We start from the raw sequence: 25,487 nt of genomic DNA on the forward strand, positions 1-25,487 counted from the left end.
AACAGCATGCAAAAGTTTAATGTCAAAACCTTTCAGGGTTTAATACTTACGTTACAAGATTATTGGGCTAATCAAGGTTGCACCGTGATTCAGCCATTGGATATGGAAGTTGGTGCGGGGACATCTCATCCTATGACTTGTTTACGTGCACTGGGGCCAGAACCTATTAATGCGGCTTATGTTCAACCATCACGTCGCCCAACTGATGGCCGCTATGGTGATAATCCAAACAGGCTTCAGCATTATTATCAATTTCAAGTTATCTTAAAACCTTCTCCTGATAATATTCAAGAGCTTTATTTAGGTTCGTTAAAACAATTAGGTCTTGACCCAACTGTTAATGATATTCGTTTTGTTGAAGATAATTGGGAAAACCCAACCCTTGGTGCATGGGGGCTTGGTTGGGAGATTTGGTTAAATGGTATGGAAGTAACCCAATTTACTTACTTTCAACAAGTTGGTGGGCTTGAATGTAAGCCTGTTACTGGTGAAATCACTTATGGACTTGAGCGCTTAGCAATGTATATCCAAGGCGTGGACAGTGTTTATGATTTGGTTTGGAGTGATGGTGCATTTGGTAAAACAACTTATGGCGATGTGTTTCATCAAAACGAGGTAGAGCAGTCCACTTATAATTTTGAATATGCAAATGTTGAATTTTTATTTTATTGTTTCGAACAACACGAAAAAGAAGCTAAGTTTTTGCTGGAGTTAGAAAAACCACTGCCACTACCTGCTTATGAGCGCATCTTAAAAGCGGCTCATTGTTTTAATTTACTTGATGCTCGTAAAGCAATTTCAGTAACAGAGCGACAACGTTATATTTTGCGCATCAGAACATTAACAAAAATGGTGGCAGAAGCCTATTATGCATCTCGCGAAGCTCTTGGCTTCCCTATGTGCCAAAATTCACAATCTAACGAAAGCGCATCAAAGTAGGAATTTAGAAGATTATGCAAAAAACATTTTTAGTGGAAATTGGTACCGAAGAGTTACCACCAAAATCACTCCGCACATTGGCAGAAAGCTTTGCGGCTAATTTTATACAGCAGCTTGACAATGCCAATTTAGAACATGGTGAGGTGCTTTGGTATGCATCGCCTCGTCGTTTAGCATTAAAAGTTTTGAATTTGAATGATACGCAACCCGATAGTCAAATAGTTAAACGAGGTCCAGCGGTCAGCGCAGCCTTTGATGCCAATGGCAATGCAACAAAAGCTGCTGAAGGTTGGGCTCGTGGTTGCGGTATTACTGTTGATCAGGCTGAACGTATACAAACTGATAAAGGTGAATGGCTTTCTTATACTCAAAATCAAAAAGGTCAACCTGTTGTTAATTTGTTATGTGATATGGTTAAAACCGCATTAAGTAAATTACCTATTCCTAAACCAATGCGTTGGGCAGCTCGTCAAGTTGAATTTATTCGTCCATGTCATACTGTCACTATGTTGTATGGTAATGAGCTTGTGCCCGGTACGATTTTAGAGATTAAATCAGATCGCATTATTCGTGGTCATCGTTTTATGGGTGAACAAGAGTTCACTATTGATAATGCAGACCAGTATCCTGAAATTTTGGAACAACGTGGTAAAGTAATTGCTGACTACGATAAACGTAAATCTATTATTAAACAACAAGCTGAAGAAGAAGCAGCAAAATTAAACGGTAAAGCAGATTTAACAGATAATTTGCTTGAGGAAGTTTCATCGCTGGTTGAATGGCCCGTTGTGTTAACTGCTAAATTTGAGGAACGATTTTTAGAAGTTCCTGCTGAATCCTTGGTTTATACCATGAAAGGCGATCAAAAATACTTTCCCGTTTATGATAAACAAGGCAAATTATTACCAAACTTTATCTTTGTGGCTAATATTGAGTCAAAAGATCCACAAGTTGTAATTTCGGGTAATGAAAAAGTAGTTCGCCCTCGCCTTGCCGATGCAGAGTTCTTTTATCAAACTGATTTAAAACAACGTTTAGAAGACCGTTTGCCCCGCCTTGAAACAGTTTTATTTCAACAACAACTTGGAACAGTTAAGGATAAAGCAATTCGCATTGAGTCGTTATCAGGCTTTATTGCCGATAAAATTGGTGCTGATGTTGAGCAAGCCAAACGAGCGGGCAAATTAACAAAATGCGATTTAGTGACTAATACCGTTTTTGAATTCCCTGAAACACAAGGCATTATGGGTCGTTATTTGGCACTTAAAGATGGCGAAAGCATTGAAGTTGCAACCGCCATTGAAGAACAATATAAACCGCGTTTTGCTGGTGATGAATTACCAAGCACTGCTATTTCTTGTGCAGTTTCTATCGCTGAGAAATTGGATACTTTAGCCGGTATTTTTGGTATTGGTCAACATCCTAAAGGTGATAAAGATCCTTTTGCATTGCGTCGCGCTGCTATTGGTGTGTTACGAATCATTGTTGAAGAAGCATTATCTTTAGATCTAGTTGAATTAGCCAATTATGCCGCATCATTATATGGCGGTAAACTGACCAATAAGAATGTGGTTGATGATATTGTTAATTTTATGCAAGGTCGTTTCCGCGCTTGGTACCAAGAGCAAGGTTTTGCCATTGATACAATTCAAGCTGTTTTAGCACTTAATCCAACTAAACCCGCTGATTTTGATGCACGCATTAAAGCAGTAACTCACTTTAGGACCTTGCCCGAAGCTTCGTCATTAGCCGAAGCTAATAAGCGAGTGTCAAATATTTTATCTAAAGTTGAGGTTACTATTCCTGAACAGATCAATGCAGCATTGTTAGAAGCAGGTCCTGAAGGCGAGTTAGCTAAAAAATTGGTGATTTTAACCGATAAACTTTCACCTTATTTTAGTGAAAGCCGTTATCAAGATGCATTAATTGAATTATCGTCATTAAAAGAGACAGTGAATGCATTTTTTGATTCAGTCATGGTTATGGTTGACAATGAAGATATTAGACTTAATCGATTAGCGCTTTTGAAAAAGCTACAAAACTTATTTTTGAAAGTAGCTGATATTTCATTATTGCAAGCTTAATTTACGAATTTAATCGTTTAAAAATAATAGTGGTAACTAAACCTGTTACCACATATAAGGAACTTATATAGAAATGCAAAAAAAAATTCCTTTTTCTTTAGTTTTTACACAAACATGCAATTTTTTTCGTAATCGTATTATACCAATTGCGCTTGTAAGCCTATTAGTAGCACTAATGAGCCCAGTTATAAGTTACTACTTTTACAAACTAGAAACGTATACACAATTATATTTATCAGGAAACATCGCTAGCTATGTATCAGTCATTATTATAGAAGTTGCAATCTATATTGCTATAAAATCAATTAGTATTGCAACAGTTTATAATCTTTATGTAAGTGATAAACTTAACCCCAAATTATTACTGTCTAAAGTATTAGAAAATCTATTAAAAATTATTGTTTTTTACTTTGCGATGATTTTTCACTTAGTTGTTATAGTATTATTTTTATTTTTAATCTTTATTACTTTAAATTCACTACTTCCCAAACCTTTGATTATTTCATTAATTTTTATAACGCTAATTATTTTCTCTGTACTTTTCTTTATTTTTACTAGCTTCTTTTTTGGATTATTAGCTGAATCTAAACAAAAAAGCTTCTCTGAGTTATTTTCGTTAAGTTGTCAACTGACAAAAACGCAATGGCTTCCTTCTTTTCTTATGCTATTAATTAATATCGCATATTTAATGATTATTACTAAATTGTTTATGATAATCGGTGAAAACAATATAGTAGTTAATATTATCTTTTCGTTCTGTTCTGCCTTTTTTGATATCTTCCTGACGAGCTTTTTCTATCGTCTTTATTGGTTAGCAACTAATGATGCTAACTCAAACTTTCCAACAAAAGATGATCAGCAATAAACTAATAGTTTGATCGTTTAATTATTCTCATCCCCACCAGTTTAGATTGGTGGGGAAACTCACTTGCTATATCAATTCGCTGTGTATTATATTTGTTATAATGAAAAACCATTTGGATAACAATTATGACACCAGCGATTAATTTACTTAAAAAGTTAAAAATCAAATTTAATATCCATCAATATAAGCACGATCCAAACCAAACCAATTATGGGCAAGAAGCTATTGATAAGCTTGATCCCAGTTTGAATATTACAGCGGCACAGGTATTTAAAACCTTGATTGTGAGTTTAAATGGTAATAATAAAACATTAGCGGTCTGTGTATTGCCTGTCGATAGTCATCTGGATCTTAAAAAAGCCGCAAAAGTATTAAACTGTAAAAAAATAGATTTAGCTGTTCCTAATTTAGCCCAAAAGGTAACAGGTTATTTGGTGGGAGGAATTAGTCCACTCGGTCAAAAACAGCAACTACCCACACTTATTGATTTGAGTGCAAGTGAGCACTCTACCATGTTTATATCAGGCGGACGAAGAGGATTAGAAATTGAAATCGTGCCCCAAGATTTGGTTAATATATTACAAGCGAAATTGGTTGAAATAACCGCTTAAAATTGTTAACGGTATAATTTGTAATTAGGATTTAATATTACTTATAAATAGGATAATAAAGCCTAAAATCAACTTGTTTTAAAGAATTTTATTTTTTATTTAAAGACAAGGCCATAAGGATACACCCTATGACCTATTACTTCTATCAATCAATTTGACTATAAGAAAAAGTAATTTATTTGATTGCTTCTTTTAAGCTTTTACCTGATACAAATGCAGGTACTTTACTTGCTGCAATTTTAATTTCTTTACCCGTTTTTGGATTACGACCAGTGCGAGCTTTACGAGAATTAACTTTGAATGTGCCAAAACCAACTAATTGAACTGGCTCACCAGCTTTTAATGATTCAGTGATAGCCGCTAATGTAGCTTCTAATGCAGTTTTAGCTGCAACTTTAGTTATATCTGCTTTACTAGCAATTGCATCAACAAGTTCTGTTTTATTCATGGAAATATCCTTACATATTTATTTTATTGTTAAAGTTAACATAATCAGAAAAGTTAATTGATTAACTTTCTTCCTGTAAACAACATTTAGTTACATTGCTACTAAATGTAGTCTATATTGCTCTAATATAAAAGGAAAATTTATTAAAAAGTAAAAAAATCAGGGCTTGACTGTTTTAATCGCTCAAAAATAACCCAATATTACTTGTTTCAGCCAATCTAATTTCAGCCCTTAAACCTTTTATCAAATCGACTGCATCATTTTTTTCATCACGTAACAGTCGAAAAATATCCCATTGCAAGTCAAATTCATCAATAACACAAGGTAAAAGCAGCTGTTCATCTTCTGAAAGTTCAATATTAGATTTTGTCATTTCAAATTCTGCAATAGTAACAGCTGATATACTACTGACTTTGGCACTATGTTCAGCTATTTCACCACTGATATATGAGTGCAAAAGTTCACTCAATGCTTGGCACGCATCAATTGCAGGATACACAATATATGGACTATCATTCGTAATTACAGGAATCATTGCTTCTAATTTTTCTAACTGTAAATCAAAATTAATTTTCACATCCTTAACCAATAATGACTCCCAAACTAAATCAAGTATTTTTTTATAATTTTTTGCATTTTCTTCATTCTGTTGTTGACGACAATAAATAACAAAGTTTGGATACATACGCTCACATAGGCAAACCATAAATAAACGTTGCTGCCATACTGGTAATTTTTCTATTCTTAATTGAACAGGATTTTTAATCATGATGAAACCTTTTTGACTGTCGGTGCACCGCTTCAATCAAATGCTGTACACTCTCTACAGGGATATCTTGTTGAATACCATGACCTAAATTAAAAATATGCCCATTGTGATGACCAAACTCATTAAGAACGACCTCCACGTTGGATTCAATTACTTGTTTTCCTGCATATAAAACGCAAGGTTCTAAATTCCCTTGTACTGCTATTTTGCCTTTTTGAGTAATCTGACTTAAATTTACTGTCCAATCCACACCCACCGCATCGCAACCAGTATTAATAATACTATCAAGCCATAATCCTCCCCCTTTAGTAAATAAAGTAACAGGAATGTACGAGGTTATATCTTCACTTTTTTTACCTTGCTTTAATTGCGATAAAACCAATTGCATATAGTCAAGTGAGAATGTTTGATAGCTTTGATGACTTAACACTCCGCCCCAAGTATCAAAAATCATAATTGATTGCGCACCCGATTGAATTTGCGCATTTAGATATAACGCAACACTATGAGCAAGTTTTTCTAATAACAGATGCAATGCTTGTGGTTCGTCATAAAGCATTTTTTTTATTTTAGTAAACGTTTTACTACTACCACCTTCGATCATATAGGTAGCTAATGTCCATGGACTACCTGAAAAACCAATTAATGGTACTTTACCATTTAATTCTTTTTTCGTTAGACTAATTGCATCCATTACATATTTAAGAGATTGCATCGGATCGGGAATCGGCAATTGTTTTATATCTGATAAACAAGAGATAGACTTAGTAAATTTAGGTCCTTCACTTGCGCCAAAATATAAACCAAAGCCCATGGCATCAGGGATAGTTAAAATATCAGAAAATATAATAGCAGCATCTAAATCAAATCTTTTTAAAGGTTGCAACGTTGCCTCACATGCAAGCTCTGGAGTTTGGCACATTGTCATAAAATTACCTGATTTAGCTCTCAGTTGTCGATATTCAGGTAAATAACGACCAGCTTGGCGCATCATCCAAATTGGTGTGTAATCAGTTGGCTGACATTGCAAAGCACGTAAATAACGGTCATTTTTTAATTGGCTCATATCTTAAGCTCTTTAAGTTAATACAAATTTTTATTAGAAAGTTTTTGGGACACCCAACTCTTATCAGTAAATGATTTTCAAATTATGATCATTATTTACGATCTTGAGGTTGTAATAATGTATTTTTCGCATAACGAATCAATGTTTCAGAGATATTTTGCATTATACTACTTTCTGGTGCAAAACGATGCCAATACAGTATGCGCCTTTGATATAACCCTTCTGTCAAATTTATAAGCTCACCATTTTTCAATTCTTGTTCAACTTGTAATCTCGGCAACATACAACATGCAGAACCTTGCTTAGCTAATTGAACAAAAGCTTCTGACGAACTAGTGATATGGCATATGACACTGCCTGGAGTAAGATTAAAGTTTTCTTGCAAGAATGCTTGATGCATATCATCTAAATGATCAAAAGCAACAGCTGGCGCTTTCAAAAGGGATGCACGAGTTACACCATTAGGAAAATATTTTTTAGCAAAATTAGGAGAAGCAACAAAAATATAATCCAATACTCCTAATAAATCAGATAGGCAGCCAGGTAAAGGATTGGCTTGGATGCTAATAGCTGCCACCACTGTACCTAAACGCAAAAGTTCTAAAGTATGCTCCTCATCTTTTACTTGAATATCAAAACGTAATATATTCTTATCTAAAACAGGTTTTAACGCAGGTAAAAGCCAAGTTGCTAAAGAATCAGCGTTAATCGCAATGGATAATGATAGAGGTGTAATATTTTGTTCATTATCACCTAACCACTGTTGCTCAAGCAATTCAACTTGATGTAATAAGCCTAATAAATGCTCACCTTGTTTCGTTGCTTTAGGGGGAATGGTTCTAACAAGAAGTTGTTGACCAAAAAAGCTTTCTAATTGTTTAATACGTTGCGATACCGCAGGTTGCGTAATACACAATTTATCTGCTGCTCTTTCAAATCCTCGTTCTTTTATCACCGCATCTAATGCTTGTAATGCTCTATAATCTGGACGCTTCATAATCTCTTTACTAATGATTTGATCATTGCTTGGGTAATCAAGTTACTTTAATATCGCAAAAAGCTTTAAATATATCTCTAAAATTAATATATTTTTTAAAATCCTAATGATTTTTGCTTTCCAATTCGTTACTATGCCATATCTTCAAAAATTTTGCTTTCAAAAAAAATTTTTTTTGAGAAAATTATGCTCAAAATACGGTAATATTATGACACAAAATGAATTAAAAAAAGCAGTTGGATGGTCTGCATTAAAATTTATAAAGCCAGATTCATTAGTGGGAGTTGGCACAGGCTCGACAGCGTCACATTTTATAGATGCGTTAGCTACAATTAAAGCTAAAATAAAAGGAACAGTATCGAGTTCAGAAGCATCCACACAAAAATTAAAAAGTTATGGTATTCCTGTGCTTGACTGTAATGAAGTCAATAGTCTAGATATTTATGTCGATGGTGCAGATGAAATTAATCATCACATGCAAATGATTAAAGGTGGAGGGGCAGCTTTAACGCGTGAAAAAATAGTTGCGGCACTTGCTAAACAATTTATTTGCATTGTAGATGAGTCGAAAGTTGTTAATATTTTAGGAAAATTTCCTTTACCCGTCGAAGTAATTCCAATGGCCCGTTCCTATGTTGCTCGTGAACTATTTAAGCTTGGCGGTAAACCTGTATATCGTCAAGATGTCATAACCGATAATGGTAATGTTATTCTGGATGTTCATGATCTTGTTATTGCTAATCCCATAGAATTAGAAAATCGAATCAACAATATAGCAGGTGTTGTAACAGTTGGATTATTTGCGAACAAAGGTGCTGATATTGCACTTATAGGCACGCCTATGGGCGTAAAAGAGGTAAAATAAGTTTATTTAAAATGATAAGCTTCATCGAGTTGTGTAACAATAATCATCAATGTATATCCTAAAAGGGAAAAAAGAGAGGGAAAAATGGTTGTTCAAGCTTTAACCAAAGATGAAAATAAGTTTTTGTTACTTGAAGGGGTTCACCCTAGTGCAATAGAAACATTAAAAAAAGCAGGCTTTAACAATATTGAATATCTTAAAAGTGCATTATCACATTCTGAACTTAAAGAAGCCTTAAAAGATGTCCGTTTTGTTGGCATCCGGTCAAGGACACAATTAACCCAAGACATCATTAATTCAGCACCAAAACTTGCTGGTATTGGCTGCTTTTGTATTGGTACTAATCAAGTTGATCTTGAGACAGCTACCTTTAAAGGTATCCCTGTTTTTAATGCGCCATTTTCAAATACGCGCTCTGTTGCTGAACTAGTACTAGCAGAAGCGATTTTATTATTGCGCCGAGTACCAGAAGCTAACGCTAAAGCACATCAAGGTAAATGGAATAAAATTGCTACCGGCTCTCACGAAGCACGTGGTAAAAATTTGGGAATTGTTGGTTATGGACATATTGGTAGTCAATTAAGCGTACTAGCTGAGTCACTTGGTATGAATGTTTATTTTTACGATATTGAGACAAAATTGCCATTAGGTAATGCTAAACAAATACCAACAATGAAAGATTTACTTGCTATAAGTGATATTATTAGTATGCATGTACCTGAAAACACAACAACAATCAAAATGATTAGTGAAAATGAAATCAACACCATGAAAAATGGTGCAATTTTAATCAACGCATCTCGAGGTAAAGTTATTGATCTAGATGCTTTAACTCTAGCGCTAAAAACAAACAAAATTAGTGGTGCAGCAATCGATGTATTTCCAACAGAGCCAGCTAGTAATAGCGACCCTTTTGAATCTCCATTATGTCAATTTGATAATGTGATTATTACTCCCCACATCGGCGGTTCAACTAGCGAAGCGCAAGAAAACATTGGTATTGAAGTTGCAACTAAACTCGCAAAATATTCAGATACTGGAGCTACACTTTCTGCCGTTAATTTCCCTGAAGCCTCGTTACCCATTCCCGAGAAAGGTTCAAGTCGCTTTATCAATATTCATCATAATCAACCTGGTGTATTAACCGCTATCAATACGCTCTTTGCCGAACAAGGTCTAAATATTTCAGCCCAATATTTACAAACTGACTCAAAAATTGGTTATGTTGTTATTGATATTGATAGAGTTAAGCAAGACAAAGCTGAAGAGTTATTAGTTAAGTTAAAAAATGTATCAGGGACTATCCGAGCAAGATTGCTTTTCTAAAAGATGAGATAAGCAAAAAAATAACCATCTTTTTCAATAAAAACTAAATTTATTTTTTCGGATGTTTTTTTGCTTTATGTTTTTTATAGCTCAGCTAACGTCCGAAATTGAAGTAGGAAAATAAAAATTTATTTTTAAGTTTATTTATGGACTACTCTAACTTTAATTACTTTAATGCATCGTTATACAACGTTTACCATAATATTTATTATCTAAATTATTATCCTTAATAACGATATCTATCGATACTTAAATTATAAAAAACATATTGGCTATGTCCCTACATTAATTATTCCACAAATAAGATTAATTAAGTATCTGTATTTAACATAAGAATGCTACCAATAACTTAATATAGTTTTATTGATATTTACGCCCCGACAAATTTGTGAAAACGGATGTCTTTTATCTAGAATGAGCGAAATAATTTTTAGTTTAAACTTTTTGGTGTAGATTTTTGCATGTACCCAATCATTGCTTTAAATGCCATTTTTACTTTATTCTCTTATTCAGTTTATCACTTATTATTGTGCTAATGTTAAATAAGATCACAACTGATTAAGTTTAACTTCGAAAAAAAGTTATAAATCTTAAAGATTTAAAATATTTAACCTCATAAAAATTTAAAATATTTTCTTTTACTTTAAATAATAATTTAATATGTTCAAATTAAAAAATAATAGATTGCTGAAATAGCAGTGATAGTTAAAAATAGCCTAATATTATTGGACATTTATAAGTAGTTAGCGTACTTTGGTAAAGTACAGTAAATAAATTATTCTACAAAAGGAGAATATGTTATGGCTAAAAGTACTATTTCTGCAAAAAAAATTCAACAATCTGCAATTTTATTTCCAACTGACTTAGGGCAAAAAGCATCAAAAGATATTTCTGGTGCAATGAACTCTGTGTTAGCTGATGTTTTTGCCTTATATTTAAAAACAAAAAACTTTCATTGGCACGTAAGCGGTCCCCATTTTCGTGATTACCATTTAATGTTAGACGATCATGGTGAAGAGCTATTCGCAATGACCGATCCAATTGCTGAACGTGTACGTAAATTAGGTGGCACAACATTACGATCAATTGGTCATATTTCAAAATTACAAAGTATTAGTGATAATGATGCTGATTTTGTTGAGCCTTCTGATATGCTTGCTGAGCTATGCCAAGACAATGTTAAACTAACAGAACGTATGCGTGTGGCACACGATATTTGCGATAAATATAATGACACAGCAACAGCAAGTTTAATTGAAGAGTGGATTGATCAAACTGAAAGACGTGCATGGTTCTTGTTTGAAACTGGTCGTAAAATGGATTCATCTGGTCATTAATTACTAATTTTTAATAGTGAATAATGTTGATAAGAGGCAGTATATATGCCTCTTCTATTAAGCATATGTGAGGATTGAAAATGAGTAAAAAAATTGCCGTATTAGTCGGAAGTTTACGTAAAGATTCTTACAACTTGAAAGTAGCAAAAGTTTTACAAAAAATTGCTCCTTCTTCTATATCGTTATATATAATTGAAATAGGCGATTTACCACTTTATAACGAAGATATTGATACTGATATACCACCTACACCTTATACACTTTTCCGAAAAGAAATAATGGAATGTAGTGGTGTAATTTTTGTAACTCCAGAATATAACCGTGGCTTACCAGCAGTTATTAAAAATGCTATTGATGTAGGTTCTCGACCCTATGGCAAGAGTGTTTGGGCTAAAAAGCCTGCTGCGGTAATTTCAGTATCACCAGGTGCCATTGGTGGTTTTAGTGCAAATCATCAACTTCGCCAATCATTGGTTTTCCTGGATATGCCAACTATGCAACAACCAGAAGCTTATATTGGTAATATTAATTCAGGTTTTGATGAAAATGGAAATATTAACGAAAAAACAAAAGAATTTCTTTCTATTATCATTAATTGTTACGCTAATTGGGTTGAAAAATTAAGTTAATTAAGTTTAATTTGGTGCCCACAGTTTTTTGATTAACTGTGGGTTTATTTAGTAAGTGATAACGTTTTTTACATGGCAACATTTTATCCAACCAGTGAACAAGAATTGTTAAACCGAGCGCAGTTAGTAGCTGGTTATACTTTCGGTGAAATAGCACAATATTTAAATATCCCTATACCAAGTAACCTTAATAAACAAAAAGGTTGGGTAGGCAACCTTATTGAAACATTTTTAGGGGCTAACGCCGGTAGTAAAGCGCTGCGTGATTTTGCTAATCTTGGTATTGAATTAAAAACAATCCCTGTTGATAAACAAGGGCGCCCTTTAGAAACCACTTTTGTCAGTGTAATACCACTTATGGCAAATTATGGTGTTATTTGGGAAACTAGTCACGTTAAATATAAGCTTTCTAAAGTACTTTGGATTCCCATAGAAGGTGAAAGATCGATTCCACTACATCAACGAAAAGTTGGTCACCCTATTTTGTGGACCCCCACTAAAGAACAAGAACAGCAACTAAAGCAAGATTGGCAAGAGCTCATGGACATGATTGCCCTCGGTCAAATTGAAAAAATCACAGCTCGTTATGGTACTTATCTGCAAATTAGACCAAAAGCCGCTAATGGAAAGGCTTTAACAGAAGCAATTGGCGAGAATGGGGATATTATATTAACGCGCCCTAGAGGATTCTATCTAAAAAAGTCATTTACGATGCAAATTTTACATTCTACTAAATGCTAATTTTTTTAGGATAAAACTTAATAATACGTTAATCAAAGCATATCAAGTATTAAAATTTTTGAGTTGCGTTGATAATTATAAAGCTGTTTCTTTTTTATAGGCAAATCATCTACAACGGCTGGATTAAACCCTTTTTCTCTAAACCAATGAATACTATGTGTAGTTAAGACAAATATTTTTTCTAAACCTAAATTATTTGCTCTTTCTTCTATTTTTTGTATCAGTAAATCGCCTCTAGATGAATTGCGATAATCAGGATGAATTGCTACACACGCCATTTCACCCATTTTTTCTTCAGGATAAGGATAGAGAGCAGCACAACCAATAGTCATATTATCACGTTCAATAATAATAAATTTATTTATTTCAATTTCTAACTGCTCGCGCGAACGTCTAACCAAAATACCCTGTTCTTCAAGAGGACGAATAAGCTCTAAAATTCCACCAATATCATTAATAGTTGCAAGACGAATTTGTTCAGAATGCTCCATTGCGACCTGTGTTCCAATACCGTCCCGTGAAAATAGTTCTTGCAAAATAGAACCATCAATCAAATAGCTCACTAGATGACTTCGTCTCACCCCACTTCGACATGCTTTCGATGCCGCACGTAAAAAACGAACCTCACTAGATAAATGCTTTCCTTGCTTTTCTTTTTGAAGAATGTAACTATCTACATCATTTGGGTAAAGATCGGTAATGACATGTCCTTTTTCATCAAGCACACCTTGTTCATCACAAAAACTAATTAATTTATCTGCTTTTAAACGAATAGCAACTTCTGCAGCAATATCCTCAGAAGCTAAATTAAAGCTTTCTCCCGTAACTGAAACGCCAACAGGTCCTAATAGCACCATTGAGCCCCGCTCCAGTTGTTCAGATATAGCCTTTTTATTAATACGGCGAATTTTACCCGTATGGCAATAGTCAACACCATCTTCCACTCCCAAAGGCTGAGCAATTACAAAATTACCGCTAACAACACTAATATGTGCGCCTTGTAATGGTGTATTATTCAAGCTCATTGATAAGCTTGCAGTAATATTAAGTTGCAGCAATCCAGTTATTTGCTTAATTATATCTAGCGTTTCTGTATCAGTGATGCGCATATTTTTATGGTATTTAGGTTCAATATTGTGTTTTTTGAGTGATTCATCAATTTGATTTCGAGCGCCATTAACAATAATAAGTTTGATACCAAGGCTGTAGAGTAATCCAATATCATTGATAATACTTGAATAATTATTGCTTTTTAACACCGCTCCAGTGAGTAAGATAACAAATGTTTTACCATGGTGAGCATTAATATAAGGTACAGTGTGCCTTAATCCTTCGACCAATTCAGTTGTTCGTTCTTTCATTGTCACAAGACCTTAATGAATATTTATTCATATTTTATGTATTTTTATTTATTTTAAATTTAATAGCAAGAAGTTTTTAACAAATTCTAAAAAACAGAGACTTTAGTAATATAAAAATGCAGGATTAAAATAGATAATTTAAATTAACAAGGAAGTATTAAAAACAATATTTTTAATATAAATAAAAAAAACATCGAGTTTTTATATCTCTTTTTATTAAAATATCTTTCTTTATTAGGTATTAAGGGGAGTTGATAGGAAAGCCAAACATTTTTATTAGTAATGTGTTAACTCAATAACAGCTAATAATGTATTTAAGGCAGCAATAACTGATACTAAGACAAAATAACATAAACCCAAATTGGTTGATATCCAATATTAAATATAGAATTATGTCAGTTGCTGCGCTCGAAAAATGTGAAAAAATACCCAACAGTTTTCCACATGGAAAAATTCAGTCATTGCGGTTAAGGGTAATTTTAATAAGTACTTTTTGCAATAAAGCACAATGCCATCACCCTGCACATAAAGCCTTTTAATAAAATTGAAGTTAGGAATATGCTAACTAATATACCAATGTTTTGTGATTAGAAAGCTTGTAAGAAATAAGGTTTATTCATACATACAACCATTTATAAAAAGTTTTTTAAACAAGAAGAAATTAAATAGTCTCTGTAGAGGTAAAACTAATTACAATAAAACAGATACTTTCTATCTCAACCTTCTATTTTTTCTTTAAATTCTCCGTATTACTTTAAATAGTTTATAAATATTTTTTCTTACCGCTAGGAAAATTTTTATGATTTAGCAATGATATTTTAAGCACAATTAGTACATTTATGCTTAAAATAATACAGTATAAAATACATATTCAACTATAATGATAAGACACTACAGATTGACTAGCGTCAAGTACAGCTTTAATTAATATTGATGCTCAATCCAGTGATTTTGCAAAAGATTACATTAGGACTTGATAGGTCCCGACATAAAACGTTGAGCTATCCCCTCTACCTAAAAGCAATAGATGATTTACTCTCAAATTTATCCGATAATGCCCCATAATAAACAATACTCCGAACAGCATCAAAAGCTATACACACTTTGTTGGACTTTGCTAATTAATCTTATTTATTCTGGCATAAGTAAGCTCTTTTAATACTGAATAAATAGGATAATTCTTCAACACCTATTAATGTTACATTCTAAATTTTTTTGATATCAATAACTTTAATGAACCGAAAATATACGATTAAACCAAACACAATACTTGACAATGCAATGAAAAAATCAGTTAAAATTACATAGCTAACATCTATCATAGCCAATTTTGGCACTATTAGCGGAATCACTAGAAAAGATAAACCACTAAAAGTGTACACACATCCAACAGCAAGTCCTTTACAAGTTGGGAATAATTGTTGCATAACAACCAAGGTTAATTGAAGCACGCCCCCAGCAGCGGTAAATCCCATACCAATAGCAGCGATAACACACATTAATGATGAAATATTCAAGTAAAAAAGGATTAATACTAATGCTGATAATGTAGGCAAAATGATAATGCAAAATATAGGTTTTAATAAATGTTTCACAATAAAAGCCGTAAAAAATACCGACGCAATAGATGCAGTACTATAATAACTAATCAGCTGTTTAGCATCGAGATCGCTCATATTAATACCATTGATAGCGATAGTAGGAAGCCATTGTAAAATAATGACAAAGGTAGCTGTTGTTGTGAATCCCATAAGTATCAGAAAAATACCTTCAATTAAGAATTTTGGTTTAGCTTTGAAGTAGTTTTTTGAGCCTTCACTACCCATTATTGTAGTATCTTTATTTGGGAACTTTTGAGGAAATAATAATAAGCCATTAATCATTAAATAAATCGCGAAACCAAGAAATGCCCAACCATGCCATAATCGGTTAATATAGAAAAAAGTGACAATAAAAGGAAGAACTAATGTTCCAATAGAAATAAACGCCTTAATTAGTACACTAGCAGATCCTGCTGAATTTGGAAAACATTCGGTTAAAGCAGGCATTGAGCCTGTATCTAAAAAAGAGTTACCAGCCCCTACAGCAATCGCTAAACAAAAAGCGATATGAATATTGGAGCAAAAAGTCATTCCAATAAAAAAAAACGTGTAACAACTCATACCAAAGTATATGAATAACTTTCTGCCAAATTTATCAGAGAGCACGCCACCAACAAACATTAAAAGTATTTTTCCAATGCCAATTCCTGACGCAACATAACCAAGCCCAACTATATCGGTATTAAGTTGTTTTGAAAGAGCTACAGAAAATTGCATAATCACAATTAATGCAATACTTTGAATAATATAATTTGCATAAATAGATCCAACAATTCCATAAGAATTAACTTTTCGATTATCCATTTCGTGCCCTATATTTAAAATTAAAAACTTAAAACCTGAGTTATATCCAATATACAAGCATCAATATTAATCTGAAAGTGATAAGTATAAATTTATTGCTAAACTTTTAAATCCGTCACACTTATTTATGTATTCTAGAGCTATTTATAATAAAAAATACATTTTTCAATCAAATAAAAAATAATTTATTATAATTTCAAAATTAATTCTTTTTTATAGAAAGGCATTGAAAAAACAACTTGGTTAACTTTTTAGTATTTCAAGCATTTTAGCAAGAACTAAGCTTTCATCTTGATCAACATTAATCACATGGTGCGCGGCATCATGATATAAAGGTAATCTTTCAGCTAGAATTTTTTCCATTTCATCAATAATAGACAATCCTGTTAATGAAGGACGTTGTGCTACATTAGGATCTTTCATTAAACGAGCAGTTAACGTTGCAGCAGATGCCAATAAAAAGATAACGGTGCCATTTTGTTTCATAAAATCACGGTTATGGTCAGCTAGCACCATTCCCCCACCAGTTGCAATTACACAGTTAGGTTTGGCTGTGTCGATAAGCACTTGACTTTCTCTAGCTCTAAATCCTTCCCAGCCCTCTTTTTCGACAATTTCGGCTACAGTTTTTTTGGTGGTTTCAAGTAAATGGTAATCTGTATCTATGAAAGAAAATGATAGTGTGTTAGCAAGCATCTTACCCATTGTTGTTTTTCCTGCTGCTCTTGCACCAACTAAAAAAATTGTTTTATTCATATTTGGTCCTTTGAGATTTGCAGATTACAAAATATGTTGATTATGCTAGTGACTCACTCTAATTTTTGCAATCATTATTTTATATATCAATAAACATTATAAAACACTTTCATTTTTATGAAATGAATCTATAACTCTATTAAAAATGTAAAGATAAAATTACATAATCAATTTAAAAATTTTTGAATGTTCAAAAATTTACAATTATATTTTATATTAATTAACATAGATTTTCTAAATTACGAAAATAAAATTTGGTGGCAATTGATTGATATAATCGCCATTGAATAGCACCAAGGATAGGATTAGCCTTTTCAAATTCTTCATGCATTATAAAATAACGAATCGTATTCCAGCATTGCCGTTACAACAAAATCTGGGGCAAGAACTGCGGCCCTTTTCCCATACCTGTCAAGTTTTAGCATCTGTTTTACCAATATACTCACTTATTTCAGATATTTTTAACATAAGAATACGACGATATACTTGTAATTCTAAGTTAATCATAAATGCTCTTTTTATATTTTGATTGATACAATCAAATAAATTATTAAGACCATTTTTTCAATAATAAATCCAAAGATAATAAAACATATTTGTTTCGTAGCTTAAAAATACATTTAATTAGGTATTATTAAGTGTGCATGTCATTATTATTTATTTTCCAGATAAAGCATTGATAACTTCCTGTTTTGCTCTTTTAGAAATATCTTTACCTGTCCAAATTTTAAATTGAGCATTAGCTTGACCAATAAACATTTCACGTCCAGAAATAGACTCCCATCCAGCTTCTTCTGCTTCTTGTCTAAAACGAGTATTATATGGGTTATAAACAATATCATAAGCCAAACCTTTACCTTTAAACCATGCTTTTTCATAAGGTGTTTGATCTTCAAACTTTCCTGCCATGCCAAGTGGAGTTGAATTAACAATAATTTGTGCTTCGACTTTATTACGTTCTTGCCATGCAACAGTTTTAAGATTGAATTCTTCAGCTAATGCTTGTGGCAAAGCATCCACTATATCCGTTACAGTAATATCGGTATAACCAAGATCTTGTAATCCAACAACAGCAGCACGCGCAGCTCCACCAGCACCAAGTAATAAAACTTTTTTATATTCAACTCCCAGATTCTTGTTTCGAAGAGGCTCCATAAAACCGACAATATCAGTATTATCACCACAAAGCTTATCACCATCCCAGTAGACTAAATTAGCCGCTCCAGCTTTTTTTACATGCTCACTCACTTCATCTAAATATGGAATGATAGTTTGTTTATGAGGAATAGTGACACATAACCCCTGAATATTTAATAATTTTGCTGCGTTAAAAAATGTAGCAATTTCTTCTGGAGGAATTGTGAATGGGACTAAAACTGCTGGAATACCATGATCTTGAAATGATATTGTGTGAATTAGTGGGCTCAAACTATGCCCTAGAGGATAACCGATAATACCGTATATACTATATGGCGTGAACTGATTCATATAATCTCCTTTAAAGTTAGAAAATAAAACATGAAAAACTGAATAGAAAAAATCTTGATCAAAGTATTAAAGCATATTTATTTTAAAATTAAATCATTTTTTGGAAAAAGTTTAATTTAAAAATTTGTTTTATATTCAATTGTTTAATATATAGGAAATAACTTAGACTTTAACACAGAAATGACTTTTTATTAAAAATTACCTTATAAATAACAATATTTTCATATCGTAATTAAAAGTAGTCCATACATTATTGAATTAGTACAAATGGTAACTTTTAATTATCATTCAATAAAACCTTTTTTGACAATGTAACTATCATAGAATAATTTAGTGCCCCAATATAGCACCCAAATATACTTAATTAAGAAATGATAAAATTTTTAAAAAACAGATAATAACTGCTTATTTTTCATTGTTATAATAACAATATACTTTTAATAACTTTTTTTCATAGAAACAAAAGTAGCATTAAATTCTTTCGAATAAGTGTTTTAGGTATAATACCAATACCATAATTTATTGATACAGAAATCCATCAAGGAACTTTCCATTTCAACATGACAGACAATATTTGGTTACAACTAGGCTTACTTAACATGTTATCAATCGCACTGTTCATACTACTTCTTTACTATGAAAGAAATAAGTTTTTCATGAATCAGTTCTTTTAAATCAAGCTTGTGCATTTAGATAAAGCATGATTTTTGTTATTTAATTTTTTATGGTAAACATCAGACTTATCTTATCAATTTAAATAAATATCTATTTCATATTTTTATCTTTAAGGTTTCAATAATATTCTGTGACATCTCCAGATAAAAAGAGAAGCAAAAATGCTTTCATTATTTTGCAAATATAATTAGAACTATAAATAGAAGAAGATTTAATGAATTTACCGAAAATGCTGGTTAATTCTTTTTGAAATTCTCAAATTTAGTGGCTGAACTTTGGTTTACTGATTGAAAAATATTATTAATTTAATATGTAATATTGACTTTTTTAAGTTCCTTGAAAATTTTAACTATTTTAAATTCATTTTATTAAACTCTTTTTATTAATTTATACAAATGGCAATGTAGGAGAATTTTCGACTAACACAATACTTATATCTTATTTAAATTTTATACTCTTAAACTTATTTTATGCTTACATAAGATAATACTTGAGAATTTGTGCATAACAGCGTATACTTCGCTACCTCATTATCGTGGGTGTAGTGTGAGAGGTTAGACTGCTTCTCAGATAGAACTGCAGCAAACTAAAAGCCTGACGAGGTTAATTCCATTAACATATTACGCCCAAGGCTTAAGCATAGAAATTTCGGAGAATTATTGACATGTCACGAGTATGCCAAGTAACAGGAAAAGGCCCTTTAGTAGGAAATAATCGTTCTCATGCGATGAATGCTACTAAACGTCGTTTTCTACCAAATCTTCAAACTCACCGTTTTTGGATTGAGAGCGAGAAACGTTTTGTAAAATTGCGTGTATCTGCTAAAGGTATGCGAATTATCGATAAAAAGGGTATTGATGCAGTTCTAGCTGAACTTCGTGCCCGTGGTGAAAAGTACTAATAAGGAAACCATATCATGGCTAAAGGTGTACGCGAAAAAATCAGATTAGTTTCTTCTGCTGGTACAGGTCATTTTTATACCACTAGCAAAAATAAAAGAACTATGCCTGAAAAAATGGAGATCAAAAAATACGATCCTGTAGTTCGTCAACATGTTATTTATAAAGAAGCTAAAATTAAATAGTTATCAAATAAATAAGAAAACCCAGCATTTGCTGGGTTTTTTATCAACTTCTGGAAAAATTTATCAAAATTTTCAATAAAATACACCTATTTTTCTTTATCTTACAAGCATCTAGCATTAGTCATAAATAGCAATATTAACTTATAGGGAAATAACGGATTTTTTATACCTCATCACTAAAATAACCTCTAAAAATTCATAAGTTGGTTCCCCTAAATTACTAAAACTTTTAGTTTCTATCTTTTGAATCGCTAAATACTATATCTCAATTAAAGGTTATCTCTCTCTCGGTAAGTTTTGTAAATTTTTGATTGATATAATGGTTATCACAGGTTTTAAAAAAATAGAGACAGCGAAGTCTCAATTAATCACTAAATAGTATAGACGCCTGAATGTTTTTACGAAAAACATAACCTAAAAAGTAAACTGTTCTGTAAATACCCCATAGTAAGTACAAGACTAACGTAGAAAATTATGTTACTTATTTTAGTGTTTTATATTCATTCAATGAGGAGATATAATTTAATCCTTATGAAGAATTTCATCAGAACAGGGGTTATTATAACGTTTAGCTTGTCATCTTAATTTAAAGCCATATCACACTTACCTTACATAATTCCCTCAACTATAAATAATTATGGTATCGAACTTTTTACTTTAGAGGTAAGTAATATAGAAAAAGCTTTTGCAAATATTAAACAACTAAGTTATGCAATTAAGTTCCTCTTTATGACAAAAGAAGACATTACAAAGTCCATTTTTTCTGATGAGTAACCATGATAGAGTGAAAGTTGAAAATTGATATGACAAAATATTTCTAATATCTATAATATATGTTTTGCATAAAACTACCTGATAAACAAGTAGTTTTTTTGAATAAATTAATCTACATAATTATTTTATTATTTCAAATACTGATGTTCATAAGCCCTTGCTTTTTTATCGTCAAAAACATGTTCCCAACGTGCAATAACAATTGCTGCAAGTGCATTACCAACCACATTAACTACTGTTCTCCCCATATCTAAAATACGTTCTACCCCCATAATATAGCCAATCCCTTCAAGAGGAATACCAACACTGCCTAGTGTTGCTGATAAAACAAGGATTGAAGCGCCAGGCACACCGGCAATCCCTTTAGATGCAATCATTAAGGTGATAACAATAATAACCTGATCCAAAATAGTTAAATCTATATGGAATAACTGTGCTAAAAAGATAACAGTAATACTTTGATAAAGTGTTGAACCATCGAGATTAAATGAATAGCCTGTAGGAATAACAAAACTAGTTATCGATTTTGGTGCTCCATAAGCTTCCATTTTTTCAATTATTTTAGGCAATGCAGTTTCAGAACTTGCCGTAGAAAATGCGATCACTAATTCTTCTTTCAATATTTTTAATAATGTAAAAATATTAAACTTGCAAAGTTTACAAACAAATCCTAATACCACTAGCGTAAAAATAACCATTGCCGAATAGACGGTTAAAATTAATTTAAGTAATGGAAGTAGAGATTCAAATCCATATTTAGCAATCGTTACCGTGATAAGTGCAAAAACACCAATAGGTGCATAACGCATTATCATATTAGTTACCTTAAACATGGTATCAGAAACTACTTTTAAAAAGAAAAGAAAAGGTTCACGTTGTTTATCTGGCAAAGACATTAAGCCAAGACCAAAAAAGACACAAAAGAAAATTACAGGTAAAACAGCACCGTCCGCCATAGCTTTAAAGATATTAGCAGGAATCATATCAAGAATCATAACAATTAAACCATGAGGTTTTCCACTTAATTCTCCTGCTGCTTTTTCATATTTGCTGACATCTGCTACAGCAAGTGTTGAAAGATCAATCCCCACTCCAGGCGCAAAAATATTTCCCCAGCAAAGACCTAATAAAATAGCAATAGTTGTAATAATCTCAAAATAAACTATTGTTTTTAAACCTAGTGCCCCTAATCGTTTCGAACCACCAATACCTGCAATACCCAAAGTTAATGTGCTAAGTATAATAGGCAATACAATCATTTTAATTAAATGGATAAAGATATCGCCCGCTGGTTGGAAAATATTAATTATCGAAAATTGATAATAAGAGTGTAAAGGATGGCTAGGAATAGAGAGTTCATATAAATAAGCACCCACCGCGATCCCTAAAATTAAAGCAATCAAAATCTGCCATGCAAGATTTGTTAAGATTTTTTTTATAAAAAATGACATCTAATACTATTCCTTCTCACGGTTCTTAAAATAAAAAAGGATTAGCAAGACTAATCCTTTTAAATTATTAAATAATTAATCTTCGGATTCCTGATGTGAATCAGCCCGTTCATTATTTTCCGATACCTCCGATTCACTTGCGTCATCTTCTGTTTCGGCTATTCGTTGTAACCCGACAACTTTTTCATTGTCAGCTGTTCGAATAAGCATGACACCTTGAGTGTTACGGCCAACAATACTTACCTCTGAAACACGAGTACGAACAAGTGTTCCTGCATCTGTGATTAGCATGATTTGATCGGTTTCATCAACTTGAACTGCGCCAACAACAGTACCATTTCGCTCACTAACTTTGATTGAAATAACACCTTTAGTTGCCCTTGATTTGGTTGGGTATAGTTCTTGCTGTGTGCGTTTACCATATCCATTTTGAGTTGCAGTTAGAATTGCACCGTTACCTCTAGGTACAATTAATGAAACCACTTTATCATCACTATCAAGTTTTATGCCACGTACACCTGCAGCCGTTCTGCCCATACAACGAACTTTATTGGCTGGGAAACGAACAACTTTACCATTAGCAGAGAATAACATAATATCTTCAGTCGTTGAGATTTCACCAATCAGGTTATCATCTTCTGAGTCAATCTCTTCAACAATGGCATCATCATAAAGTTCTTCATCATCAACAATAGCTGAAAGATCATTGCTAGTTAAATCAACGCCGATTAACTCATCATCATCGCGCAAATTAATCGCAATAATACCGCCACTTCGTGGACGACTAAACTCAATTAAAGATGTTTTCTTAACTGTACCTTGTGCTGTAGCCATAAATACGCAATGTTCATCATCAAATTCTCGAACAGGTAAGATTGCAGTGATTCGTTCGTTTTCTTCAAGAGGTAACAAATTAATAATTGGACGACCTCGAGAACCTCGGCTGGCTTCGGGCAATTGGTAAACTTTCATCCAATATAATCGACCTCGACTTGAGAAGCAAAGAATCGTATCATGAGTATTGGCAACTAATAGTTTTTCGACAAAGTCTTCTTCTTTAATTTTAGTGGCAGATTTACCTTTACCACCACGTCGTTGAGCTTCATAATCTGAAAGTGGTTGATATTTTACATAACCTTGATGGGAAAGAGTAACGACCACATCTTCTTGAGCAATAAGATCTTCAATATTAATATCTGCACTGCTCGCTGTAATTTCTGTTCGTCTAGCATCTTGGAATTGTTCTCGAACGCTTTCTAATTCTTCACGAATTACTTCCATTAAACGTTCTGAGCTAGCTAAAATATGCAATAACTCAGCAATTTGAAGCAATAATTCTTTGTATTCATCAAGAATTTTTTCATGTTCAAGGCCGGTTAAGCGGTGTAAGCGGAGATCTAAAATCGCTTGAGCTTGTGCTTCTGATAAATAATAACGTCCATCATGAATACCAAACTCTGGAGCTAAATCTTCTGGTCTAGCTGCATCATTACCTGCTTTTTCTAGCATGGCCGCAACATTTCCAAGTTGCCAAGCTTGGCTCAATAATTTAGTTTTTGCTTCACTAGGTGTTGCAGCAGCACGAATGAGCTCAATGATAGGATCAATATTGGCAAGTGCAATTGCTAAACCTTCTAATACATGAGCTCGTTCGCGTGCTTTGCGTAATTCATAAATGGTTCGACGAGTTACAACTTCACGGCGATGAAGAATAAAAGCTTCAATCATCTCACGTAAATTTAACAACTTAGGTTGCCCCTTATACAAGGCGACCATATTAATACCAAATGAAACTTGTAATTGAGTTAAAGAAAAAAGGTTATTTAAAACAACTTCACCAACCGCATCACGTTTTATTTCAATAACAATACGCATACCATCTTTATCTGATTCGTCGCGTAATGCAGAAATACCTTCTACTTTTTTATCTTTGACCAATTCAGCAATCTTTTCAATCAATTTCTTCTTGTTAACTTGATATGGAATTTCGTTAACAATGATTGTTTCACGACCACTATGGTCATCAACTTCAATTGTTGCTCTAGAGCGAATATAGATAATACCACGACCAGTACGATATGCGTTTTCGATACCTTTTCGACCATTGATTAATGCTGCTGTTGGAAAATCGGGCCCATGAATATATTCCATTAAACCCTCAATCGAAATATTTTCATCTTCGATAAAGGCCAAACAACCATTAATAACTTCGGATAAATTATGAGGAGGAATATTAGTTGCCATACCAACTGCAATTCCTGATGAACCATTAATTAATAAATTTGGAATACGAGTTGGTAGCACATCAGGAATCATTTCTGATCCATCATAGTTTGGCGAGAAATCAACAGTCTCTTTATCAAGATCAGTTAATAATGCTCCGGCAAATTTTTGCATTCGAATTTCGGTATAACGCATTGCTGCAGCTGAATCACCATCAACAGAACCAAAATTTCCTTGTCCGTCAACCAACATATAACGCAATGAAAACGGTTGAGCCATACGTACAATTGTGTCATAAACTGCAGAATCACCATGTGGATGGTATTTACCAATTACATCCCCAACTACACGTGCCGATTTTCGATAAGGTTTATTCCAATCATATCCAGCTTCATGCATTGCAAATAAAACACGTCTATGTACAGGCTTTAAACCATCGCGCACATCTGGTAACGCACGACCAACAATAACTGACATTGCATAATCAAGATATGAGGATTTTAGTTCGTCCTCGATATTAACGGGGGTTATTTCTTTGGCTAGTTCGGTCATAACACCAAATTCTCTTAATAATTTAATTCATTAAAACAGCT

General features: G+C 32.8%; 22 protein-coding genes. 11 read left to right on the forward strand and 11 right to left on the reverse strand.

Annotation, left to right across the window (positions count from 1 at the left end):
- Positions 1-6 precede the first annotated feature (6 nt).
- The 4 genes from glyQ (at position 7) to ybaK (ending at position 4,499) form a co-directional block, all read left to right on the forward strand.
- Positions 7-939 (forward strand): glycine--tRNA ligase subunit alpha, encoded by a 933-nt coding sequence (glyQ, locus tag A9G48_RS04460; protein WP_034946911.1) that lies wholly within the window; start codon positions 7-9, stop codon positions 937-939.
- An 11-nt stretch (positions 940-950) separates the two neighbouring features.
- Entirely contained in the window at positions 951-3,023 is a 2,073-nt protein-coding gene (glyS, locus tag A9G48_RS04465) for a glycine--tRNA ligase subunit beta (RefSeq protein WP_034946913.1), read from the forward strand.
- Positions 3,024-3,096: 73 nt separating this feature from the next.
- Positions 3,097-3,888: a hypothetical protein gene (locus A9G48_RS04470; protein WP_034946916.1), complete on the forward strand. Its 792-nt coding sequence runs from the start codon at positions 3,097-3,099 to the stop codon at positions 3,886-3,888.
- Positions 3,889-4,013: 125 nt separating this feature from the next.
- Complete coding sequence (gene ybaK / locus A9G48_RS04475; RefSeq protein WP_034946919.1) at positions 4,014-4,499, forward strand: Cys-tRNA(Pro) deacylase; 486 nt, start codon at positions 4,014-4,016, stop codon at positions 4,497-4,499.
- 175 nt (positions 4,500-4,674) lie between these two features.
- Here the strand turns inward: ybaK and A9G48_RS04480 are convergent, their stop codons facing one another.
- From A9G48_RS04480 to A9G48_RS04495, 4 genes are all read right to left on the reverse strand, one after another.
- Positions 4,675-4,947, reverse strand: a complete 273-nt coding sequence (locus tag A9G48_RS04480) for an HU family DNA-binding protein (protein ID WP_034946923.1) — start codon at positions 4,945-4,947, stop codon at positions 4,675-4,677.
- Positions 4,948-5,122: 175 nt separating this feature from the next.
- A complete protein-coding gene (locus A9G48_RS04485; RefSeq protein WP_034946926.1) occupies positions 5,123-5,716 on the reverse strand; it encodes a YjaG family protein in 594 nt (197 codons plus the stop codon).
- Positions 5,709-6,782: a uroporphyrinogen decarboxylase gene (hemE, locus tag A9G48_RS04490; protein ID WP_065575822.1), complete on the reverse strand. Its 1,074-nt coding sequence runs from the start codon at positions 6,780-6,782 to the stop codon at positions 5,709-5,711. Before hemE ends, A9G48_RS04485 begins: the two co-directional genes overlap by 8 nt.
- Before the next feature lie 91 nt (positions 6,783-6,873).
- Positions 6,874-7,779 carry a LysR family transcriptional regulator ArgP gene (locus tag A9G48_RS04495; RefSeq protein WP_034946931.1) on the reverse strand — a complete coding sequence of 302 codons (906 nt, stop codon included), beginning with the start codon at positions 7,777-7,779 and terminating at the stop codon, positions 6,874-6,876.
- 208 nt (positions 7,780-7,987) lie between these two features.
- On the opposite strand from A9G48_RS04495, the gene rpiA reads away from it, so the two are divergent.
- The 5 genes from rpiA to mutH all read left to right on the forward strand — a co-directional run bounded on the left by rpiA (position 7,988) and on the right by mutH (position 12,677).
- Entirely contained in the window at positions 7,988-8,644 is a 657-nt protein-coding gene (gene rpiA / locus A9G48_RS04500; RefSeq protein ID WP_034946934.1) for a ribose-5-phosphate isomerase RpiA, read from the forward strand.
- Between the two features lie 84 nt (positions 8,645-8,728).
- Positions 8,729-9,970, forward strand: coding sequence for a phosphoglycerate dehydrogenase (gene serA, locus A9G48_RS04505; RefSeq protein ID WP_034946937.1), 1,242 nt, complete (start codon positions 8,729-8,731; stop codon positions 9,968-9,970).
- Positions 9,971-10,770: 800 nt separating this feature from the next.
- A complete protein-coding gene (locus tag A9G48_RS04510; RefSeq protein ID WP_034946940.1) occupies positions 10,771-11,307 on the forward strand; it encodes a Dps family protein in 537 nt (178 codons plus the stop codon).
- A gap of 80 nt (positions 11,308-11,387) precedes the next feature.
- Entirely contained in the window at positions 11,388-11,936 is a 549-nt protein-coding gene (locus A9G48_RS04515; protein WP_034946943.1) for an NADPH-dependent FMN reductase, read from the forward strand.
- A gap of 72 nt (positions 11,937-12,008) precedes the next feature.
- The gene (gene mutH / locus A9G48_RS04520; protein WP_034946946.1) at positions 12,009-12,677 is read left to right on the forward strand and encodes a DNA mismatch repair endonuclease MutH; all 669 of its coding nucleotides are present in this window, start codon (positions 12,009-12,011) and stop codon (positions 12,675-12,677) included.
- A 32-nt stretch (positions 12,678-12,709) separates the two neighbouring features.
- Here the strand turns inward: mutH and argA are convergent, their stop codons facing one another.
- From argA to aroE, 5 genes are all read right to left on the reverse strand, one after another.
- Positions 12,710-14,038 carry an amino-acid N-acetyltransferase gene (gene argA, locus A9G48_RS04525; protein WP_034946949.1) on the reverse strand — a complete coding sequence of 443 codons (1,329 nt, stop codon included), beginning with the start codon at positions 14,036-14,038 and terminating at the stop codon, positions 12,710-12,712.
- A gap of 1,205 nt (positions 14,039-15,243) precedes the next feature.
- Positions 15,244-16,443 carry an MFS transporter gene (locus A9G48_RS04530; RefSeq protein ID WP_034946952.1) on the reverse strand — a complete coding sequence of 400 codons (1,200 nt, stop codon included), beginning with the start codon at positions 16,441-16,443 and terminating at the stop codon, positions 15,244-15,246.
- A 243-nt stretch (positions 16,444-16,686) separates the two neighbouring features.
- Positions 16,687-17,199: a shikimate kinase AroL gene (gene aroL, locus A9G48_RS04535; protein WP_034946955.1), complete on the reverse strand. Its 513-nt coding sequence runs from the start codon at positions 17,197-17,199 to the stop codon at positions 16,687-16,689.
- A 220-nt stretch (positions 17,200-17,419) separates the two neighbouring features.
- Positions 17,420-17,545 carry a hypothetical protein gene (locus A9G48_RS12155; protein WP_442903335.1) on the reverse strand — a complete coding sequence of 42 codons (126 nt, stop codon included), beginning with the start codon at positions 17,543-17,545 and terminating at the stop codon, positions 17,420-17,422.
- Positions 17,546-17,856: 311 nt separating this feature from the next.
- Positions 17,857-18,687, reverse strand: coding sequence for a shikimate dehydrogenase (aroE, locus tag A9G48_RS04540; RefSeq protein WP_034946957.1), 831 nt, complete (start codon positions 18,685-18,687; stop codon positions 17,857-17,859).
- A gap of 1,339 nt (positions 18,688-20,026) precedes the next feature.
- Between aroE and rpmB the strand changes: the two genes are divergently transcribed.
- Complete coding sequence (rpmB, locus tag A9G48_RS04545) at positions 20,027-20,263, forward strand: 50S ribosomal protein L28 (RefSeq protein WP_034946960.1); 237 nt, start codon at positions 20,027-20,029, stop codon at positions 20,261-20,263.
- A gap of 15 nt (positions 20,264-20,278) precedes the next feature.
- Complete coding sequence (gene rpmG, locus A9G48_RS04550) at positions 20,279-20,446, forward strand: 50S ribosomal protein L33 (RefSeq protein WP_025314526.1); 168 nt, start codon at positions 20,279-20,281, stop codon at positions 20,444-20,446.
- 902 nt (positions 20,447-21,348) lie between these two features.
- Here rpmG and gltP read toward each other — a convergent pair.
- Both gltP and gyrA read right to left on the reverse strand, forming a co-directional pair.
- Positions 21,349-22,659, reverse strand: a complete 1,311-nt coding sequence (gltP, locus tag A9G48_RS04555) for a glutamate/aspartate:proton symporter GltP (RefSeq protein ID WP_034947082.1) — start codon at positions 22,657-22,659, stop codon at positions 21,349-21,351.
- 87 nt (positions 22,660-22,746) lie between these two features.
- Positions 22,747-25,446: a DNA topoisomerase (ATP-hydrolyzing) subunit A gene (gene gyrA / locus A9G48_RS04560; protein ID WP_034946963.1), complete on the reverse strand. Its 2,700-nt coding sequence runs from the start codon at positions 25,444-25,446 to the stop codon at positions 22,747-22,749.
- Positions 25,447-25,487: the final 41 nt, after the last annotated feature.

The organism is Gilliamella sp. wkB18 (genome assembly GCF_001690875.1).
In the GTDB taxonomy this organism is placed as follows: Bacteria; Pseudomonadota; Gammaproteobacteria; order Enterobacterales; family Orbaceae; genus Gilliamella; species Gilliamella apicola_A.

Bases quoted from the DNA above. Each gene is read 5' to 3' on its own strand.
- rpiA (WP_034946934.1), top strand. From the start codon at position 7,988: ATGACACAAAATGAATTAAAAAAAGCAGTTGGATGGTCTGCATTAAAA.
- gyrA (WP_034946963.1), bottom strand. From the start codon at position 25,446: ATGACCGAACTAGCCAAAGAAATAACCCCCGTTAATATCGAGGACGAA.
- A9G48_RS04495 (WP_034946931.1), bottom strand. From the start codon at position 7,779: ATGAAGCGTCCAGATTATAGAGCATTACAAGCATTAGATGCGGTGATA.
- serA (WP_034946937.1), top strand. From the start codon at position 8,729: ATGGTTGTTCAAGCTTTAACCAAAGATGAAAATAAGTTTTTGTTACTT.
- A9G48_RS04530 (WP_034946952.1), bottom strand. From the start codon at position 16,443: ATGGATAATCGAAAAGTTAATTCTTATGGAATTGTTGGATCTATTTAT.
- A9G48_RS04480 (WP_034946923.1), bottom strand. From the start codon at position 4,947: ATGAATAAAACAGAACTTGTTGATGCAATTGCTAGTAAAGCAGATATA.
- rpmB (WP_034946960.1), top strand. From the start codon at position 20,027: ATGTCACGAGTATGCCAAGTAACAGGAAAAGGCCCTTTAGTAGGAAAT.
- hemE (WP_065575822.1), bottom strand. From the start codon at position 6,782: ATGAGCCAATTAAAAAATGACCGTTATTTACGTGCTTTGCAATGTCAG.
- rpmG (WP_025314526.1), top strand. From the start codon at position 20,279: ATGGCTAAAGGTGTACGCGAAAAAATCAGATTAGTTTCTTCTGCTGGT.
- A9G48_RS04515 (WP_034946943.1), top strand. From the start codon at position 11,388: ATGAGTAAAAAAATTGCCGTATTAGTCGGAAGTTTACGTAAAGATTCT.
- A9G48_RS04510 (WP_034946940.1), top strand. From the start codon at position 10,771: ATGGCTAAAAGTACTATTTCTGCAAAAAAAATTCAACAATCTGCAATT.
- A9G48_RS04470 (WP_034946916.1), top strand. From the start codon at position 3,097: ATGCAAAAAAAAATTCCTTTTTCTTTAGTTTTTACACAAACATGCAAT.
- mutH (WP_034946946.1), top strand. From the start codon at position 12,009: ATGGCAACATTTTATCCAACCAGTGAACAAGAATTGTTAAACCGAGCG.
- argA (WP_034946949.1), bottom strand. From the start codon at position 14,038: ATGAAAGAACGAACAACTGAATTGGTCGAAGGATTAAGGCACACTGTA.
- A9G48_RS04485 (WP_034946926.1), bottom strand. From the start codon at position 5,716: ATGATTAAAAATCCTGTTCAATTAAGAATAGAAAAATTACCAGTATGG.
- glyQ (WP_034946911.1), top strand. From the start codon at position 7: ATGCAAAAGTTTAATGTCAAAACCTTTCAGGGTTTAATACTTACGTTA.
- aroE (WP_034946957.1), bottom strand. From the start codon at position 18,687: ATGAATCAGTTCACGCCATATAGTATATACGGTATTATCGGTTATCCT.
- aroL (WP_034946955.1), bottom strand. From the start codon at position 17,199: ATGAATAAAACAATTTTTTTAGTTGGTGCAAGAGCAGCAGGAAAAACA.
- ybaK (WP_034946919.1), top strand. From the start codon at position 4,014: ATGACACCAGCGATTAATTTACTTAAAAAGTTAAAAATCAAATTTAAT.